This window comes from Burkholderia sp. YHN3-13 (assembly GCF_055810675.1).
Window position 1 is genome coordinate 753183 of the sequence record NZ_JBVVNQ010000002.1, and the last position, 17361, is coordinate 770543.

Annotated in this window: 15 protein-coding genes, 2 rRNA genes and 1 riboswitch; of the genes, 9 read left to right on the forward strand and 8 right to left on the reverse strand. The window is 66.0% G+C overall.

All coding sequences use genetic code 11. The features are described 5' to 3' along the window. Positions 1–198 precede the first annotated feature (198 nt). Positions 199–822 carry a LysE family translocator gene (locus AC0KUR_RS08200; RefSeq protein WP_049029964.1) on the reverse strand — a complete coding sequence of 208 codons (624 nt, stop codon included), beginning with the start codon at positions 820–822 and terminating at the stop codon, positions 199–201. 133 nt (positions 823–955) lie between these two features. On the opposite strand from AC0KUR_RS08200, the gene AC0KUR_RS08205 reads away from it, so the two are divergent. Beyond that, positions 956–1420: an Lrp/AsnC family transcriptional regulator gene (locus tag AC0KUR_RS08205; protein WP_034180918.1), complete on the forward strand. Its 465-nt coding sequence runs from the start codon at positions 956–958 to the stop codon at positions 1418–1420. Positions 1421–1480: 60 nt separating this feature from the next. Here the strand turns inward: AC0KUR_RS08205 and AC0KUR_RS08210 are convergent, their stop codons facing one another. Beyond that, positions 1481–2392 (reverse strand): LysR family transcriptional regulator, encoded by a 912-nt coding sequence (locus tag AC0KUR_RS08210; RefSeq protein WP_034190634.1) that lies wholly within the window; start codon positions 2390–2392, stop codon positions 1481–1483. A gap of 138 nt (positions 2393–2530) precedes the next feature. Between AC0KUR_RS08210 and speB the strand changes: the two genes are divergently transcribed. From speB to AC0KUR_RS08225, 3 genes are all read left to right on the forward strand, one after another. Beyond that, positions 2531–3487: an agmatinase gene (gene speB, locus AC0KUR_RS08215; RefSeq protein ID WP_059557429.1), complete on the forward strand. Its 957-nt coding sequence runs from the start codon at positions 2531–2533 to the stop codon at positions 3485–3487. Between the two features lie 51 nt (positions 3488–3538). Further along, on the forward strand, positions 3539–4864 hold the full coding sequence (locus AC0KUR_RS08220; protein ID WP_473375668.1) for an MFS transporter: 1326 nt from the start codon (positions 3539–3541) through the stop codon (positions 4862–4864). Positions 4865–5029: 165 nt separating this feature from the next. Next, positions 5030–6529 (forward strand): purine-cytosine permease family protein, encoded by a 1500-nt coding sequence (locus AC0KUR_RS08225; RefSeq protein ID WP_069706724.1) that lies wholly within the window; start codon positions 5030–5032, stop codon positions 6527–6529. Positions 6530–6609: 80 nt separating this feature from the next. Here AC0KUR_RS08225 and metE read toward each other — a convergent pair whose 3' ends face one another. Next, on the reverse strand, positions 6610–8904 hold the full coding sequence (metE, locus tag AC0KUR_RS08230) for a 5-methyltetrahydropteroyltriglutamate--homocysteine S-methyltransferase (protein WP_473375669.1): 2295 nt from the start codon (positions 8902–8904) through the stop codon (positions 6610–6612). Between the two features lie 128 nt (positions 8905–9032). Between metE and AC0KUR_RS08235 the strand changes: the two genes are divergently transcribed. Continuing rightward, positions 9033–9941, forward strand: coding sequence for a LysR family transcriptional regulator (locus AC0KUR_RS08235; protein ID WP_034190624.1), 909 nt, complete (start codon positions 9033–9035; stop codon positions 9939–9941). Positions 9942–9963: 22 nt separating this feature from the next. Here the strand turns inward: AC0KUR_RS08235 and AC0KUR_RS08240 are convergent, their stop codons facing one another. Together AC0KUR_RS08240 and AC0KUR_RS08245 are read right to left on the reverse strand one after the other, a co-directional pair. Further along, positions 9964–10704, reverse strand: a complete 741-nt coding sequence (locus tag AC0KUR_RS08240) for a CbtA family protein (RefSeq protein WP_473375670.1) — start codon at positions 10702–10704, stop codon at positions 9964–9966. A gap of 13 nt (positions 10705–10717) precedes the next feature. Continuing rightward, complete coding sequence (locus tag AC0KUR_RS08245; RefSeq protein WP_006488502.1) at positions 10718–10927, reverse strand: CbtB domain-containing protein; 210 nt, start codon at positions 10925–10927, stop codon at positions 10718–10720. Between the two features lie 33 nt (positions 10928–10960). After that, positions 10961–11099: riboswitch (cobalamin riboswitch) on the reverse strand. 50 nt (positions 11100–11149) lie between these two features. On the opposite strand from AC0KUR_RS08245, the gene AC0KUR_RS08250 reads away from it, so the two are divergent. The 3 genes from AC0KUR_RS08250 to AC0KUR_RS08260 all read left to right on the forward strand — a co-directional run bounded on the left by AC0KUR_RS08250 (position 11150) and on the right by AC0KUR_RS08260 (position 14532). Further along, a complete protein-coding gene (locus AC0KUR_RS08250; RefSeq protein ID WP_069706727.1) occupies positions 11150–11767 on the forward strand; it encodes a histidine phosphatase family protein in 618 nt (205 codons plus the stop codon). Between the two features lie 140 nt (positions 11768–11907). Then, complete coding sequence (locus tag AC0KUR_RS08255) at positions 11908–13500, forward strand: inorganic phosphate transporter (RefSeq protein ID WP_034190627.1); 1593 nt, start codon at positions 11908–11910, stop codon at positions 13498–13500. 288 nt (positions 13501–13788) lie between these two features. Continuing rightward, the gene (locus AC0KUR_RS08260) at positions 13789–14532 is read left to right on the forward strand and encodes a 2OG-Fe(II) oxygenase (RefSeq protein WP_034190628.1); all 744 of its coding nucleotides are present in this window, start codon (positions 13789–13791) and stop codon (positions 14530–14532) included. Between the two features lie 360 nt (positions 14533–14892). On the opposite strand, the gene AC0KUR_RS08265 is transcribed toward AC0KUR_RS08260, so the two are convergent. Further along, a complete protein-coding gene (locus AC0KUR_RS08265) occupies positions 14893–16317 on the reverse strand; it encodes a DHA2 family efflux MFS transporter permease subunit (protein ID WP_473375671.1) in 1425 nt (474 codons plus the stop codon). Positions 16318–16362: 45 nt separating this feature from the next. Here AC0KUR_RS08265 and AC0KUR_RS08270 point away from each other — a divergent pair, with 45 nt between their 5' ends. Beyond that, positions 16363–16659, forward strand: coding sequence for a hypothetical protein (locus AC0KUR_RS08270; RefSeq protein ID WP_154233800.1), 297 nt, complete (start codon positions 16363–16365; stop codon positions 16657–16659). Between the two features lie 210 nt (positions 16660–16869). On the opposite strand, the gene rrf is transcribed toward AC0KUR_RS08270, so the two are convergent. After that, positions 16870–16982: ribosomal RNA gene (gene rrf, locus AC0KUR_RS08275) — 5S ribosomal RNA — on the reverse strand. Between the two features lie 155 nt (positions 16983–17137). Beyond that, positions 17138–17361 (reverse strand): 23S ribosomal RNA (locus AC0KUR_RS08280); the annotation flags it as partial.

The window sequence follows — 17361 nt, forward strand, 5'->3', positions numbered from 1 at the left end:
GCACGGAACAGCCAGGAAATCGGACACAGCCGGCGGAAGTCGGTTCCGTTCGGTCAGTCGATTCGCTTGCGCGAAGTTAGAGGAAGTTTAGAACAGTCAGACGATTTGCGCGTCCCCCCTTCTGCAGCAAGGCACGCGCGCGAAGGCCGGCATTGCGCGCGGCCAGTCGGGCTGCGCGGCAACGGCGCGGGGCCTCGTTCAGTCCATTGAAAGGCGCAGCGCGAATCCGATCAGTGCCGCCGAAAACGTCCAGCGCTGCACGGTCTGTGCGAGCGGATGCGCACGCATCCACGCCGCGATGCGCGACGCGCCGAACACGCACGCGAGATCGAAGCACACGCCGGCCGCGACCAGCAGCGCGCCGAGCTCGAACATCTGCCAGACGACCGGCCCGGCCTCGGGTCGCACGAACTGCGGCAGCAGCACCGAGCAGAACAGCAGCGCCTTCGGGTTCAGCAGGTTCGTCAGCAGCCCCTTCACGAATGACTGCCGCAGCTCGCCGGCCGTCGCCGCATCGCCGTCGCCGAGCGCGAACACCGGCGAGCGGAACACCTGGATCGCCACATACGCGAGATACAACGCGCCGCCATAGCGGATCACCTCGTACAGCCACGGTGCGCCGCGGATCAGCGCCGCGACGCCGCAGGCCGACAGCGTCACGTGTGCGGTGCGCGCGAGCGACAGCCCGGCTGCCGCCGCCATCCCGGGCCGCACGCCACGGCCGATGCTGGTCTGCAGCACGAGCGCCATGTCCGGCCCCGGCACCGCATAAATGGCGGCCAGCGCGGCGAGATAAATCAACAGCAAATGCGTGGAAATCATGGTCTGCCCCGTCCTTCAATGACGATATGTTGCCGCTGAAGAAGGAGGGATTATTGGCCATCTTTGGCTCTGGATTGGCAATCCTTAGGGGAATCCGCCACAATCACGAAATCGATACAAGGATTCCGCCAACATGACCGAGCTCGACAAAACCGACCGCGCCATCCTCGCCGCGGTGCAGCGCGACGGCCGCATGCCGATCGCCCGCCTCGCCGAATCCGTCGGCCTGTCCGAGACGCCCTGCGCGCGGCGCCTCAAGCGGCTCGAAAGCGACGGCTACATCGAGCGCTACCGCGCGCAGCTGTCGCGGCAGGCGCTCGGCTTCGGCGTCGTCGCGTTCGTGCTCGTGCGGTTCGCGACGCACGACCGCAAGGTCGCCGACCGGTTCGAACGGGAAGTGCTCGGCATCGAGCGGATCCTCGCGTGCCACAACGTCGCAGGCACGGCCGACTACCTGCTGCAGGTGGTCGCGCGCGACCTCGACGACTACGGCACGTTCCTGCGCGACTCGCTGCGGATGCTGCCGGGCGTGACCTCGATCGAGTCGGCGCTGTCGCTACGCGAGGTGAAGCACGACGCGGGCTTGCCGGTACCGTGAGGCGCGGCTGCGCCAGCCGCCCCGGCGTAACGCTGGTTCACATGGTTGGCGCCCGCGGCGTCATGCCGCGTCGGGCGCCTGATGCGCGCGTTCGAGATCCTCGAGAAACGCCTCGACCAGCGGATTCCCGCGCCCGTTGCGCGCGACGACCATGTGGAACGTCACGTCGTAGCGCAACGCCTCCGGATTGAGCGGGGCAAGCAGCCCCTGCGCGACGTACGGCGCCGCGAAGTGTTGCGGCAGGTAGCCGAGGTGGTGGCCGGACAGGATCAGCAGCGCGACGGCTTCCATGTTGTCGGCCGTCGCGGTCACGCGGTCGGGCGTGGTCGACAACTGCGCCTCCGGCAGCGGATACGAGCGCCACGCCCATTCGAAGCCCGCGACGTCGGCCGGCGTCAGCATGCCGGCCCCGTCGAACAGCGGATGACCGCGCCCGCAATAGGCGACCTGGCGCTCGATGAACAGCGGCGTGTAGTGCAGCGACGGCACGCGGTGCCAGAAGTAGCCGACCGCGATCTGGATCTCGTCGCTCAGCAGCTTCTCCTCGAGATCGCCCGGCGCGCGCACCGAAATCGAGAAACGCACGGCTTCGTCGCGCGTGCGGAACGCGGCGATCGCCTCCGCGATCCGCGCATTCTGGCTCACCGGCGTATGGCCGATCAGGCCGATGTTCAGCGTGCCGACCAGCTGGCGGTCCATGTGCCGCGCGGCCATCCCGAATTCGTCGAGCGCCGCGAGCAGCTTGCGGCTCATCGCGTGGAACCGCTCGCCCTTCGGCGTGAGGCGGAAGCCGCTACGGCCGCGCTCGCAGAGCCGGTAGCCGAGCCGCGTCTCGAGCGACGACAGCTGCGCGCTGATCGTCGACTGCCCGACGTTCAGCACGGCCTGCGCGGCCGATACGCCGCCCGCGTCCGTGACCGCGAGAAACACGCGGATCAACCGTAGATCGAGGGTCGACAGATTCCCCAGCACGTTCATCCCCTTCCATACATCGATGAAAATCGATGTTTACGTCGATATCTTCGCATTCTTCTTTCCCGGCGGAGCGCGTAAAACTGTGCGCCAGGCCGCGTCGCATGATACGGCAACCCCACACCGGAAGAGACAGCCATGAACGACCACCCCCATTTCCAGCCGCTCGGCGGCAATGAAATGCCGCGCTGCGGCGGTATCGCGACGATGATGCGCCTGCCGCACGTGGCGAGCGCCGAAGGCCTCGACGCCTGTTTCGTCGGCGTGCCGTTCGATCTCGGCACGTCCAACCGCACCGGCGCACGCTTCGGCCCGCGCCAGATCCGCACCGAATCCGTGCTGCTGCGCCCGTACAACATGGCCACGCGCGCCGCGCCGTTCGATTCGCTGCAGGTGGCCGATATCGGCGACGTCGCGATCAACCCGTACAACCTGCACGATTCGATCGCGCGCATCGAAGCCGCGTACGACGCGATCCTCGAGCACGACTGCAAGCCGATCACGCTCGGCGGCGACCACACGATCGCGCTGCCGATCCTGCGCGCGATCCACCGCAAGCACGGCAAGGTTGCATTGATCCACGTCGATGCACACGCCGACGTGAACGACACGATGATGGGCGAAAAGATCGCGCACGGCACCCCGTTCCGCCGCGCGGTCGAGGAAGGCCTGCTGCACGGCGACAAGGTCACGCAGATCGGCCTGCGCGGCACCGGCTACGCGGCCGAGGATTTCGACTGGTGCCGCGAGCAGGGTTTCCGCGTCGTCCAGGCCGAGGCATGCTGGAACAAGTCGCTTGCGCCGCTGATGGAAGAAGTGCGCGCACGCGTCGGCGACACGCCCGTCTACATCAGCTTCGACATCGACGGCATCGACCCGGCCTACGCACCGGGCACCGGCACGCCGGAAATCGCCGGCCTCACGGTGCCGCAGGCGCTCGAGATCATCCGCGGCGCGAAGGGGCTGAACATCGTCGGCTGCGACCTCGTCGAAGTCGCGCCGCCGTACGACCCGTTCGGCACCACGGCGCTGCTCGGCGCGAACCTCGCGTACGAGCTGCTGTGCGTGCTGCCGGGCGTCGCGTACCGGGACTGATCCCGCCCCCCCTATTCCAAATCAGAGGATTCCAGAGGAGCACATATAAAGATGGGGACTTCCGTCAAGCAACCGAAGCGGGCGGCGCTCGCTTCGTTCGTCGGCACCACGATCGAGTGGTACGACTTCTATAGCTACGCGACCGCCGCCGCCATCGTGTTCGGGCCGCTGTTCTTTCCCGGCGAAAACCGCTTCATCAGCCTGCTCGCGTCGTTCGGCTCGTTCGCGGTCGGTTTCTTCGCACGGCCGCTCGGCGGCGTGATGTTCGGCTATCTCGGCGACCGCTTCGGCCGCAAGCGCTCGCTGCTTGCGACGCTGATGCTGATGGCCGTGTCGACTGTCGCGATCGGCCTGCTGCCGACCCACGCGCAAGCCGGCGTGATCGCGCCGATCCTGCTCGTGCTGATGCGCGTGCTGCAAGGCATCGCGGTCGGCGGCGAATGGGGCGGCGCGGTGCTGCTCGCCGGCGAGCATGCGCCCGAAGGCAAGCGCACGTTCTTCGCGTCGTTCGCGCAGCTCGGCAGCGCCAGCGGCCTGATCCTGTCGATGCTCGCGTTCGGCGCGATCAGCACGCTGTCGAAGGACGACATGATGAGCTGGGGCTGGCGCGTGCCGTTCCTCGCAAGTTCCGTTCTGCTGATCGTCGGCTTCGTGATCCGCGCGAGCGTGTCCGAGTCGCCCGAGTTCGAGGAGGTCAGGAAGAGCGGCAACATCGCGCAACAACCGCTGCGCGAGGCGCTCAAGTACTGGCCGTTGCTGCTGCTCGCGATCGGTGCGAACGTATACGGCATCGCCGGCGTGTATTTCAGCAACATCTTCATGATCAGCTATGCGACGCAGTTCCTGTCGCTCGACCGGTCGATGGTGCTGCATTGCATGACGATCGTCGCGGTGCTGCAGTTCGTCGTGCAGCTCGCCGCCGCATTCCTCGCGCAACGCTTCGGCACCACGCGCGTGCTGCTGATCACCGGCGCATGGGCCGCGCTCGTCCCGTTCGTGATGCTGCCGCTCGTGCACATGGGCACGCCGCTGTCGATCACGGTCGGCGTCGGCCTCGCGACGCTGGCGGAATCGGGCTACTACGCGGTCGTCGCGGGCTTCGTCAGCGGCATCTTCGTCGCGCGGATCCGCTACACGGCGATCTCGATCGCGTACCAGGTGTGCGGCGCGCTCGCCGGCGGCCTCACGCCGCTCGTGGCGACCATCATTGCGCAGAACACCGCGCCGCAATGGTGGCCGCTGGCGCTCCAGTACACGGGTGCGGCCGTGCTGTCGTCGCTGTGCGTGTGGCTGATCTCGCGCCGCGTCGGCATCGACGATGTCGGCGCGCCCGGCAAGACGAACGCGGCGCTGCCGCGCGGCGTGCGCACCGCGTAGCGTCCGCACGACGGGCAGGCGCTTCGCCTGCCCGTTTTTCATCGGGCGGCGCGTCGCACCGCCCGCTGCTTTCCCCGCCCTTGATTGCCTGCCGCAACGGCGTCGCGGCAGGCACGCGCACGCGGTCGCATCGAACGACCGCGCGACCCTGGAGACATTGCCGTCATGAACCGCCCCGACACCCTCGACGTCGGCCGCGCCGAACCGGCCGGCCTCACGATCGAGCACCATTCGATCGACTACATCCCCGAACACGAACGCCATGCGAAGCTCGCCAGCCAGGGCCCGTTCTGGTTTCTCGGCAACTTCCATTTCTTCACGATCTCGATCGGCTTCGTCGGGCCGGGCATGGGCCTGTCGGCGGGCTGGACGACGCTTGCGGGCGCGCTCGGCATCATGTTCGGCACAATCTTCATGGCGTTCCACGGCTCGCAGGGGCCGGAGATGGGCCTGCCGCAGATGATCCAGTCGCGCGCGCAATTCGGCTATCGCGGCGTGATCGTCGCGCTGCTCGCGACGCTGTTCGTGTTCGTCGGCTTCAATGTCGTCAACGTATCGCTGATGGTCGACGGCGTGCACAGCGTATTCGGAATCGACGGCGGCTTCGTCGCCGTCGCGGCCGTGGCAACCGGCGCACTGCTCGCGATCTACGGCCACGACCTGATGCACCGGACCTTCACGTGGGCGCTGATCGCGACGCTGCCGCTTTATGCGCTCGTCACGCTCGCGCTCGTGTTCGGCCATGCGGCGCCGCCCCATGCCGCCGTTGCGCCGGCCGCGCCGGGCTTCAACGGGATCGCCTTCGCGACGCAGTTCGCGATTGCCGCGAGCTACAACATCTCCTATGCGCCGTACGTGTCGGACTATTCGCGCTATCTGCCGAAGCACACGAGCCGCGCGAAGCTGATCGCCGTGATCTTCGCCGGCGCGTCGCTGTCGGGCACCTGGATGATCGGCCTCGGCGCATGGCTCGCGCAGAAGCTGCACGCGGCCGATGCGCTGGTCGCGATGAACGACGTCGGCTCGTCGCTGGTGCCGGGCCTCGGCAAGCTGATCGCGATCGTGTCGCTGGTCGGCTTCCTGCCGATCATCGCGCTCAATGCATACAGCGCGATGCTGACCGTCCTGACCGCCGCCGATTCGATCGTGCCGATCCGGCCGACACGCCGCGCGCGCGTCGCGTCGATCGTCGCGATCAGCACGTTCGTGCTCGCCTGCGTGTTCGCGATCCGCGGCAACGGCATCGCACTGCTGCAGACGTTCCTGACGCTGATGCTCTACTTCCTCGTGCCGTGGACCGCGGTGAACCTCGTCGATTACTTCTTCGTGCGGCGCGGCCGCTACGCGATCGCGCACTTCTTCACGCCGGACGGACTCTACGGCGCGTGGCAGCCGCGCGGCATCGTCGCGTACCTGGCCGGCTTCGCCGCGATGGTGCCGTTCTTCTCCATCTTCGATGCCGAAGCGAACCGCGAGGTCTTCGTCGGCCCGTTCGCACGCATGCTGGGTGGCGTCGATATCGCATGGCTCGTCGGGCTGGCCGTCGCGGGTGCCGTGTATGCGGTGCTGTCGCGTTCGCTCGATCTCGAACGCGAACGACGCGTGATCGCCGACGCACGGTCTCCCGAAACGCTCGCCGACACGCCCCGTCACGAACACGCGTGACGGCGCGCGCGGCGCATCGCGGCGCGCAGGTTGCCTGCCGGGTCATCGATCCCGGCGGCAAGCGCGCAGCATGCGCTACGTTACCGCGCCTGGGCGCGCAACGTCTTCGCGGCGGCGACCATGTTCGTCAGCGCCGGAATCACCTCCGCCCACTGCCGCGTTTTCAGCCCGCAATCCGGGTTCACCCACAGGCGTTCCGCCGGAATCCGTTCGGCCGCCTTCTTCATCAACCCGACGATATGATCCTGCGTCGGGATGTTCGGCGAATGGATGTCGTACACGCCCGGCCCGATTTCGTTCGGATACCTGAAATCGTCGAACGCGTCGAGCAGCTCCATGTCCGAGCGCGACGTCTCGATCGTGATCACGTCCGCATCCATGTCGGCGATCGACGCGATGATGTCGTTGAACTCCGAATAGCACATGTGCGTGTGGATCTGCGTATCGTCCCGCACGCCGTTCGCGGTGATGCGGAACGACTCGACCGCCCACTTCAGGTATTCGCCCCACTGCGCGCGGCGCAGCGGCAGCCCTTCGCGCAGCGCGGCCTCGTCGATCTGGATCACGCGCACGCCGGCCTTCTCGAGATCGAGCACTTCTGCGCGGATCGCGAGCGCGAGCTGGTAGCACGACACCGAGCGCGGCTGGTCGTCGCGCACGAACGACCAGTTGAGGATCGTCACGGGGCCGGTCAGCATGCCCTTCATCGGCTTGTCCGTCAGCGACTGCGCGTACGTGATCCATTCGACCGTCATCGCCTTCGGGCGGCTGATGTCGCCGAACAGAATCGGCGGCTTCACGCAGCGCGACCCGTACGACTGCACCCAGCCGAACTGGCTGAATGCATAACCGTCGAGCTGCTCGCCGAAGTATTCGACCATGTCGTTGCGTTCGGCTTCGCCGTGCACGAGCACGTCGAGTTCGAGCGATTCCTGTTCGCGGACGCTGCGTTCGATCTCGGCCTGCATCGCCGTGCGGTAGCCGGCTTCGTCCAGCGCGCCGGCCTTGAACCGGCTGCGCGCGTGGCGGATTTCGGCGGTCTGCGGGAACGAACCGATCGTCGTCGTCGGGAAGGCCGGCAGGTTCAGGCGCGCCGACTGCTTCGACGCACGCTGCGGATACGGGCTCGCGCGGTTGCCGAGCTGCGCATCGATACGCGCGATCGCGGCCTTCACCGCCGGGTTGTTCACACGCGGCGAGCGGCGGCGCGAAGCGATCGCGGCGGCGTTCGCGGCGAGCGCCCCGGCCACCTTGTCGCGGCCCTCGTTCAGCGCGGTCGCGAGCACCTTCAGCTCATCGAGCTTCTGCAGCGCGAACGCGAGCCACGAACGGATTTCCGCATCGAGCTTGTCCTCGCTCGCCAGATCGACCGGCACGTGCAGCAGCGAGCACGACGGCGCGAGCCACAGGCGATCGCCGAGCTGCTTCGCGAGCGGCTCGAGCCAGTCGAGCGTCGCATTCAGGTCCGTCTTCCAGATGTTGCGGCCGTTGATCGCGCCCACCGACAGCACGCGTTCGGCCGGCAGCTCACGAACCAGCGCGTCGATTTCGGCGCGGGCGTTGATCGCGTCGACATGCAGGCCGTCGACCGGCAGCGACGCCGCGAGCGTCAGGTTGTCCTGAAGCTGGCCGAAGTACGTCGCGAGCAGCAGCTTGATGCGGCGCGTTTCCAGCACCGCGTAGACGGTGCGGAAGGCCTGGCGCCATTCGGCATCGAGTTCGGTCACGAGAATCGGCTCGTCGATCTGCACCCATTCGACGCCCTGCGCGGTCAGCGTGTCGAGCAGCGCGCCGTACACGGGCAGCAGCTTCGGCAGCAGCGCGAGGCGATCGGAATCGTCCTTCGCCTTGCCGAGCCACAGGTACGTGACGGGGCCGAGGATCACCGGCTTCGCGTTCACGCCCTGCGCGGTCGCCTCGGCCAGTTGCCGCAGCAGGCGCGACGGATCGAGCGAGAAGTTCGTGTCGGCGTGGAATTCCGGGACGATGTAGTGGTAGTTCGTATCGAACCACTTCGTCATTTCACCGGCCGCGACGCCGCCGCAGCACGCCGCGTGTTCTTCAGCCGATTGCGCCGACCGGCCGCGCGCGACGCGGAAGGCGTTGTCGAGCGCGTCACCGTGGAAGTCCTGCACGCGCTTCGGCAGATTGCCGAGCGTGAAGCTCATGTCGAGCACCTGGTCGTAGAACGAGAAATCGCCGATGGGCGCCAGGTCCAGGTCGCGCTGGTCGTGCCAGTGGCGCCGGCGCAGCTCGGCGCCGAGCGCCTTCAGCGCGTCGCGCGACGATTCGCCCTTCCAGTAGCGCTCGAGACCGAACTTGAGTTCGCGCTTCGCGCCGATGCGCGGGAAACCGAGATTGTGTGTCGTGACCATGAAGCTGCCGTCCAGAGAAAAATTGAAGATCCGGCAGTCATCATAGGGATTTCAACACATGAAATAAAATGGCATTATTTCATTCATCCATCAAATTTGTTCATGCATTCATTGCGTGACCCCCATCCATGCTGGAACGATTCCATCTCGTCGTCATTCGTGAAGTCGAGCGCCAGGGCTCGCTGACCGCGGCCGCCAATGCGCTGCACCTCACGCAATCGGCGCTCAGCCATACCGTCCGGAAGATCGAGCAGCAGCTCGGCACGCCGATCTGGGACCGCGAAGGCCGCGGCCTGCGGCTCACGCAGGGCGGGCACTACCTGCTGAAACTGGCGAACCGGCTGCTGCCGCAGTTCGAACTCGCCGAGGAGCGGATGAAGCAGTACGCGAAGGGCGAGCGCGGCACGCTGCGCATCGGGATGGAATGCCACCCGTGCTACCAGTGGCTGCTGAAGGTCGTGTCGCCGTACCTGTCGCGCTGGCCCGACGTCGACGTGGACGTGAAGCAGCGCTTCCAGTTCGGCGGCATCGGCGCGCTGTTCGGCCATGACGTCGACGTGCTCGTGACACCCGACCCGTTGAACAAGCCGGGGTTGCGCTTCGATCCCGTGTTCGATTACGAGCAGGTGCTGGTGGTCGCCGACTCGCACCGGTTCGCGAACGCCGACTACGTCACGCCCGAGCAGCTGACCGACGAGATCCTGATCACGTACCCCGTCGAAACCGACCGGCTCGACATCTACAACCAGTTCCTGACGCCGGCCGGCATCGTGCCGAGGCGGCACAAGTCGATCGAGACGACCGACATCATGCTGCAGATGGTGGCGAGCGGGCGCGGCGTGGCCGCGCTGCCGAGATGGCTGGCCGACGAGTACGCCGACCGGATGCCGGTCGTGCCGGTCAAGCTCGGCAAGAAGGGAATCGCGAAGCAGATCTTCCTCGGCATCCGCGAGGCGGATGCATCGATCGACTATCTGGCCGCGTTCGTCGCGCTGGCGCGCGAATCGACGTGGAGCGCGCCGCGCATGCTGCGCTAGGCGCGCTCGTCCGGCATGCGCGTCAGGTGGCGCGCATCGCGATGCGTTCGCTGCGTTCGACCCAGGCGCCGAACAGCAGGCCGATCGTCGTCCACATGATCGCCTGCATCCCGAGCGCGGCGACGCGGAACTTCCACAGCAAGGCAGCCGGGAATGCGGCCGGTACCTCGTCGAACGACGGCAACCCCAGCTGCACGGCCGCGATGATCGCGACGAACACGAGGCCCGCGACGATTGACGCGTTCCATTGACCGAGCTTCGCCAGCAGGTGGCGGCGCACGCCGACCGAGAACACCATCGTCGCGATCGAGATCGCGATCATCAGGAAGAACAGGCCCGTGCGCTGGCCGATCGTATCGGGGTCGCCGACCGCCGGCGGATTGGCCGGGTACTTGATGTTCGGCACGATCACGAGGGCGATGAACGCCCCCAGCGCGAGCCACGCGGCGAGTTGCCGTGCCGGCAGGCGGCCGCCGCGCCCGTACGCATAGGCAAAGACCAGCGAGAACAGTCCGCCGAAAGCCGCGCCATAGGTCACGACGCCCGTCAGCAGGCCGAGGCCGGCCTGGGTGTGGCGGCTGACCAGTTCGACCTCGTGATCGTGATCGTGCCCGGGCTCGTCGCCCTTGGCGGCATCGAGTTTTTCTTCAAGGGAGATCGCCCGATCGACTTGCGGTTCGCCGACGATTTTCGCGAAACCGAACGTGATGAGGCCCGCGGCGATGCCTGCGAGCATCCCGCGCATGAGCAGCTTTCCGACCATCGTGTGCTCCGCGTCAGTGGCAGGGAAAGCCGAGCAGATGGCGGCCGTCGTGGACGAACTCGTGGACATACATGCCCGGCACGAGCGACGTCGCGCCTTGTTCCGCGCCGACGAAATACAGGGCGAGCAACAGGATCAGGCCGACGAATACGGCCCAGGGCAACAGTTCACGGACGGGGATGGGGGCCGGCACGACCGCCGGCTTCAGCACTGCTTCGCTCATGGATGCACCTCAGGGGAATCGCGCCCCGACAAATGATGGATGGGTACGAAGGCAGGTCTGGCTTCCGGGATCGTCGATTCTCCGGTTACAGTGGCGCGACCGCGCCGGAATTGCACCGGCTTCCGCGTTTCGTATCGGGCGAATTGTACGCGCGAACGGGCGCGTATTGAAGTGATCGCGCGGTGACAATCACGTCCCGTTCCGGATCATCCGACCATCGACATGACCCTGCATGCCTCGCTGCGCCTGATCGCACACGCATCGACCCGGGCGATGCGCACCGGCACGTTCCCCGACGACGATCCGCTCGACGCGCGCGGGCTCGCCGAAGCTGCCGCGTGGCGCGGCCGGTGGTCACGCGCCGGCGGATCGCTCGTCGTGCTGTGCAGCCCTGCATGCTGTGCGCGGCAGACCGCCCATGCGCTCGGGCTGCGCGCCGACGTCGACGACGCGCTGCGCGACATCGACTACGGCAACTGGCGCGGCAAGCGCCTGAGCGACCTCGCACGCGATCTGCCGGGCGAACTTGCCGCGTGGATCGGCGATCCGTCCGCCTCGCCGCACGGCGGCGAATCGTTCGCAGCCGCCGCGCATCGGGTCGGCACATGGTTGAACGCGCTGCCGCCCGGTCGCGACGTGATCGCGATCACGCACGCGCCGCTCGTCCGCGCGGCCCTCGCGCATGTGCTGCGGATGGATCCGGCGGCGGCCGTGCGTCTCGACATCGCGCCGCTGTCATGCACGACGTTCGCCGCTTCGCCGGACGGCTGGTCATGGGTCGCGCCGGATGACGACCGACGCGATGCCGGTGCGTCAACCACCGTTGCGCCCACTATGTGAGCGATCAGGGCGATGCAGCGCCGAGCATTCGGCCAATCAGCTTACATCCCGTAAGACACGCCGTTCGTGGTCCCGACTGTCATCAAACTGACTGCTGGTCACCGCTAGGATCGGACGCGGTTCCCTCACGAGATGCCGTCATGAATCAACCTGCTTCGTCCGCCCCGAACAACGCCGGCTCCATCGAACGTACCAGGCAGATCGGCTATGCCGTGTTCCTGCTGGTGCTCGTGCTCGGCGCCCTCTATATCGGCACGCACCTGTTCGACGATCTGTCGCCGGTCCGCGAAGGCTCGCTGTTTCCGTACCTGTTGCTCGGCGCGGCATTGCTGATCGCGCTCGGCTTCGAATTCGTCAACGGCTTCCACGACACCGCGAATGCGGTCGCCACCGTGATCTATACGCATTCGCTGACGCCGAACGTCGCGGTGATCTGGTCGGGCATGTGGAACTTCCTCGGCGTGATGGTCTCGAGCGGCGCCGTCGCGTTCGGGATCCTGCAGTTGCTGCCCGTCGAGCTGATCCTGCAGGTCGGCAGCGGCGCGGGCTTCGCGATGGTGTTCGCGCTGCTGATCGCCGCGATCGTGTGGAACCTCGCGACCTGGTATTTCGGGTTGCCCTCGTCGAGCTCGCATACGCTGATCGGGTCGATCATCGGCGTCGGGCTGATGAACCAGCTGATGCACGGGCCGTCCGGCACGAGCGGCGTCGACTGGGGTCAGGCGCTCGGCGTCGGCAAGTCGCTGCTGGTCTCGCCGATCGTCGGCTTCCTGTGCGCGGCGCTGCTGCTGCTCGTGCTGAAAGCGCTCGTGCGGATTCCCGAGCTGTACAAGGAGCCGCCGAAGGATCAGCCGCCGCCGTTCTGGATTCGCTGCCTGCTGATCCTGACCTGCACGGGCGTATCGTTCGCACACGGGTCGAACGACGGACAGAAAGGGATGGGCCTCATCATGCTGATCCTGATCGGCACGGTGCCGACCGCGTATGCGCTGAACAAGGCCGTCACGCCGGCCGAATCGCAAACCTTCGTGGCGGTCGCGAACCAGGCGGCCGCGACGTTCGGCAAGTACACGAACGGCGTCGCGCCGTCCGCGAACCCGCGCGCCGACGTCGAGCACTACGTTCAGCATCGCGAACTGACGCCCGCCGTGCTGCCGGCCGTGCAGCAACTGTCGACGTCGCTCGCGACCGCGGTCGGCGCGTCGGGCTCGATGGCGGCCGTGCCGCAGCGCGACGTCGACAACGTGCGCAACACGATGTATCTCGTCTCCGAAGCCATCCGCCTGATCGAGAAGTCCGGTCAGCCCGCGTTCGCCGCCGACGACAAGCTCGCGATCGACAACTATCGCAAGCAGCTCGACCACGCGACCAAGTTCATCCCGACCTGGGTGAAGGTCGCCGTCGCGATCGCGCTGGGCCTCGGCACGATGGTCGGCTGGAAGCGGATCGTCGTGACCGTCGGCGAAAAAATCGGCAAGCAGCATCTGACGTATGGACAGGGCGCATCGGCCGAACTCGTCGCGATGCTGACGATCGGCGCCGCCGACGTGTACGGCCTGCCCGTGTCGACGACCCACGTATTGTCGTCGGGTGTCGCGGGCACGATGGCGGCGAACGGCTCCGGACTGCAATGGAGCACGGTGCGCAGCCTCGTGCTCGCGTGGGTGCTGACGCTGCCGGCGTCGATCGCGCTTGCCGGCGGGCTCTACTGGTTGTTCCGGTCGCTGGCTTGATTCGGGTTGCGACGGGTGGCCGGTATCAGCCGGCCGCCTGTCATGGAAGATTCACCGCTCGCCTCCGCGCCTCTCCGCACCGATCCGCCGCAGCGTTCGAATGTCCGTGCGCGCACCATGCCGTCCCCTCCTCGTTCCGAATTGAAGCGCAAGATCTGGAGCGCATCCGCACACGAACGTCGTTAGACTGGGTTCGTCGACTTTCTCCGTGGCCGCAACCATGCACGCAATGCTTCCGGGCGTTTCGCGCGACCCGGCGCCACATCGCTGACGAACCGAGGGACGCCCGTGAACATCGCCGATCTGCAACCTGCCATCGCATCGCCGGACATCGCGCGACGCGTCGACACCCTCGACTGGCCGACTGTCGGCGCCGAACTCGATCGGTACGGATGCGCGCATGTGCCGGGCCTGATTTCGACGGACGAGTGCGATGCGCTCGCGGCGCTGTATCCGCGGGATGCACTTTATCGTTCACGCGTGGTGATGGCGCGGCACGGGTTCGGTCGCGGCGAATACAAGTATTTTGCGTATCCGCTGCCAGCGGTCATCGCCGAGCTGCGCGCGACGCTCTACCCGCATCTCGCGCCGATCGCGAATCGCTGGAACCAGGCACTCGGGATCGACGTCCGCTATCCGAAAGACTCTACGACCTTCCTCGATCGCTGCCACTCGGCGGGACAGACGCGACCGACGCCGCTGATCCTGCAATACGGTCCCGACGACTACAACTGTCTCCATCAGGATCTCTATGGCGAGCACGTGTTTCCGCTGCAGGTCGCGATCCTGCTGTCGGCGCCGGGCCGCGATTTCACGGGTGGGGAATTCGTGCTGACGGAACAGCGGCCGCGCATGCAATCACGCGCGGAAGTGGTGCCGTTGATGCAAGGCGACGCGGTGATTTTCGCCGTGCATGGCCGGCCCGTGCAGGGGACGCGCGGCGTCTATCGCGTCAACCTGCGCCACGGCGTGAGCCGGATTCGCAGCGGCCACCGTCACACGTTGGGCCTCATCTTTCACGACGCGCAGTAGCAAGAATCGGGATGACGCTGATGAGAGCGTGCCGATCGTCACACACAGGATTCAAACCGGACACGCCGCGCGCCATTGCCCTGCGCCGCCAAGCCAGGCCCCGCCCGATCCGGCGCGGGCTTTTGCATTTCGGCGGCGTAAATGCGTGCGATGTGCAGCGTTACCCGGCTATCCGCGTTACCCTGCCGCCCGCGTCACGATCCAGCATTGCTCCTCGGTCCGCTCACTCACCCTCGGCGACAGACGATCGATTGTGATAACCGTCAGGCCATCTCAGCCATGACGAATCGGCACTCGAGGTGAACGACGGGGAACCGGCATGCTCACCTGTCGCAACGCAATGCGACTTGAAGTCCGGGCCTATCCTCGCGCCACGTTCGCCCGCAGCCGGTCGCCTGCGTCCGAGGCCAGCCGCGCATAGCCCGGCAACGTCAACAGCGCGAGCACGCCTGCCGCGACGAATGCCCAGCGGAAGTCGTCGAGCACGTAATGCATGCCGGCCGCATCGCCGCGCGCCAACGCCGCGACCCGCAGCGACAACGCACCGAACGCGATCCCCATCCCGATCGTCATCTGCTGCGCGGCGCTCCACAGCGTGCTGGCCGCGCTCGTCTGATGAGCCGGGATATCCGCATAGGCAAGCGTCGCGAGCGTCGTGAACTGCATCGACCGCGTCAGCCCGTAGACGAATACGACGAGCAGCGTGATCGCCAGCGGCGTCGACGCGGTCAGCCAACCGCACGCGATCGTGAAGACGCCGACGATCGTCACGTCGACGAGTGCAACGCGCCGGAAGCCGTATCGGTCGAGAATCCACGACGTTCCCGCCTTCATGCCCAGATTGCCGAGCGCGCTCGCGAGCAGCAGCAGGCCGGACTGGAACGGCGACAGCCCGAAGCCGATCTGGAACAGCAGCGGCAGCAGGTACGGCACGGCATTGATCGCCATCCGCGTGACCGAACCGCTGATCACCGTCACCGAGAATGTCGGCACCTTCAGCGTCGTGAAATCGAGCAGCGGATGTGCGTGACGTCGTGCATGCAGCCATGCGGCCAGGCCGAACAGCACGCTTGCACCCACCAGGACGCCCGCACGCGTGAAGTCGACATCCTGCTGCCCAGCCGCCTCGGTGCCGATCAGCAGACAAGTCAAGGCGCCGCCGGCCAGCACGAATCCAACCCAGTCGAGCGGCCGTTGTTCGTCGGCCCGCGTATTCCGGACGATCAGCCAGGTACAGACGAGCGCGGCAATGCCGAACGGAACGTTCAGCAGGAAGATCCAGCGCCATGACGCATAGGTCGTGATGAAGCCGCCGATCGGCGGCCCGACCACAGGCGCGACGATGCCCGGCCACGTGATCGTCGCGATCGCACGCATCAGCTTGGCCTTCTCGGTGCTGCGCACGACGATCATCCGTCCGACCGGGACCATCATCGCCCCGCCGACGCCCTGCAGCAACCGCGCAGCCGTGAACGTCCCGACGCCGTCGGACAGCCCGCACAGCACGGACGCACCGGTGAAGACGACGATCGCACTCGCGAATACCGTGCGCGATCCATAGCGGTCCGCGATCCAGCCGCTGATCGGGATGAATACGGCCAGCGCCAGCATGTAGGCCGTCATCCCGAGGCTCAGCGCGTTCGGCCCGACGCCAAACGAGCGTGCCATCTGCGGCAGCGCGGTCGCGATTACGGTCGTATCGAGGTACTCCATGAAGAACGTTGCGGCCACGAGATACGGCAAGAAGTCGGTCGTCCGACCACTTTGAGCAGGGCTGTCAGTCATGAACGATGCAGGAAACGGAATGCGGGAGACCCCGATCGCCAGCGGATGCGAACGAGCGCCGCCGATCGGGACGAATGGCGATATTACCCCGAAGGGCCTGCTCTCCGCTCTGCAACGCATGTCGCAAAAATGGACTTTATGCGCATAGATTTTTATGACGAGTTCGTGATGCATTCGCCGACGGGCGCGCACGATCAATTCGACGGGGCGAGTCGAAAGTGGGTAGATGAAGCGGGGCTTTTTTCACCAGAAGCGGTATTTGTCGATTATTGTCGACGAATTTCGCCCATCATCGGCCATCAGACATTGCCGCCTGGTGTAGCGACATCGACCGGGCGCTGACTGAAGATGGATTGACGTGATCCCTAGAAGGACGTGCCGGGGGGATTCAAGAGGTGTCTGGCGGGCGGATTGCTCGAGGCCGGCAGATGCCAGATTCCAGATCATTGGCCGTCTCGGTTTCGGCCGCATTGCACGTGGCCGCGCACGTGCATTTCCGTCGCTGAAATGCAAAAACCCCCGCCTTTCGGGCGGGGGTTCCTGGCTTAGGGAGCCTGACGATTACCTACTTTCACACGGGAATCCGCACTATCATCGGCGTAGAGTCGTTTCACGGTCCTGTTCGGGATGGGAAGGGGTGGGACCGACTCGCTATGGTCATCAGGCAAAGAGGGTTGTTGTGCTGACTTCGCAGCACAACCAATCTTGGAAGAAGCAGTAATTTAGGTTGTGTGTATCACACACGAGAATCCAACATGTCGCTCTGGATCTTGCAGCCAGTGCTTTCACACGGCGCCGATCTACAAGGCAGACTTGTTATAGGATCAAGCCTTACGGGCAATTAGTATCAGTTAGCTGAACGCATTACTGCGCTTACACACCTGACCTATCAACGTCCTGGTCTCGAACGACCCTTCAAGGGAATCTAGTTCCCAGGGATATCTCATCTTAAGGCGAGTTTCCCGCTTAGATGCTTTCAGCGGTTATCTCTTCCGAACATAGCTACCCGGCGATGCCACTGGCGTGACAACCGGTACACCAGAG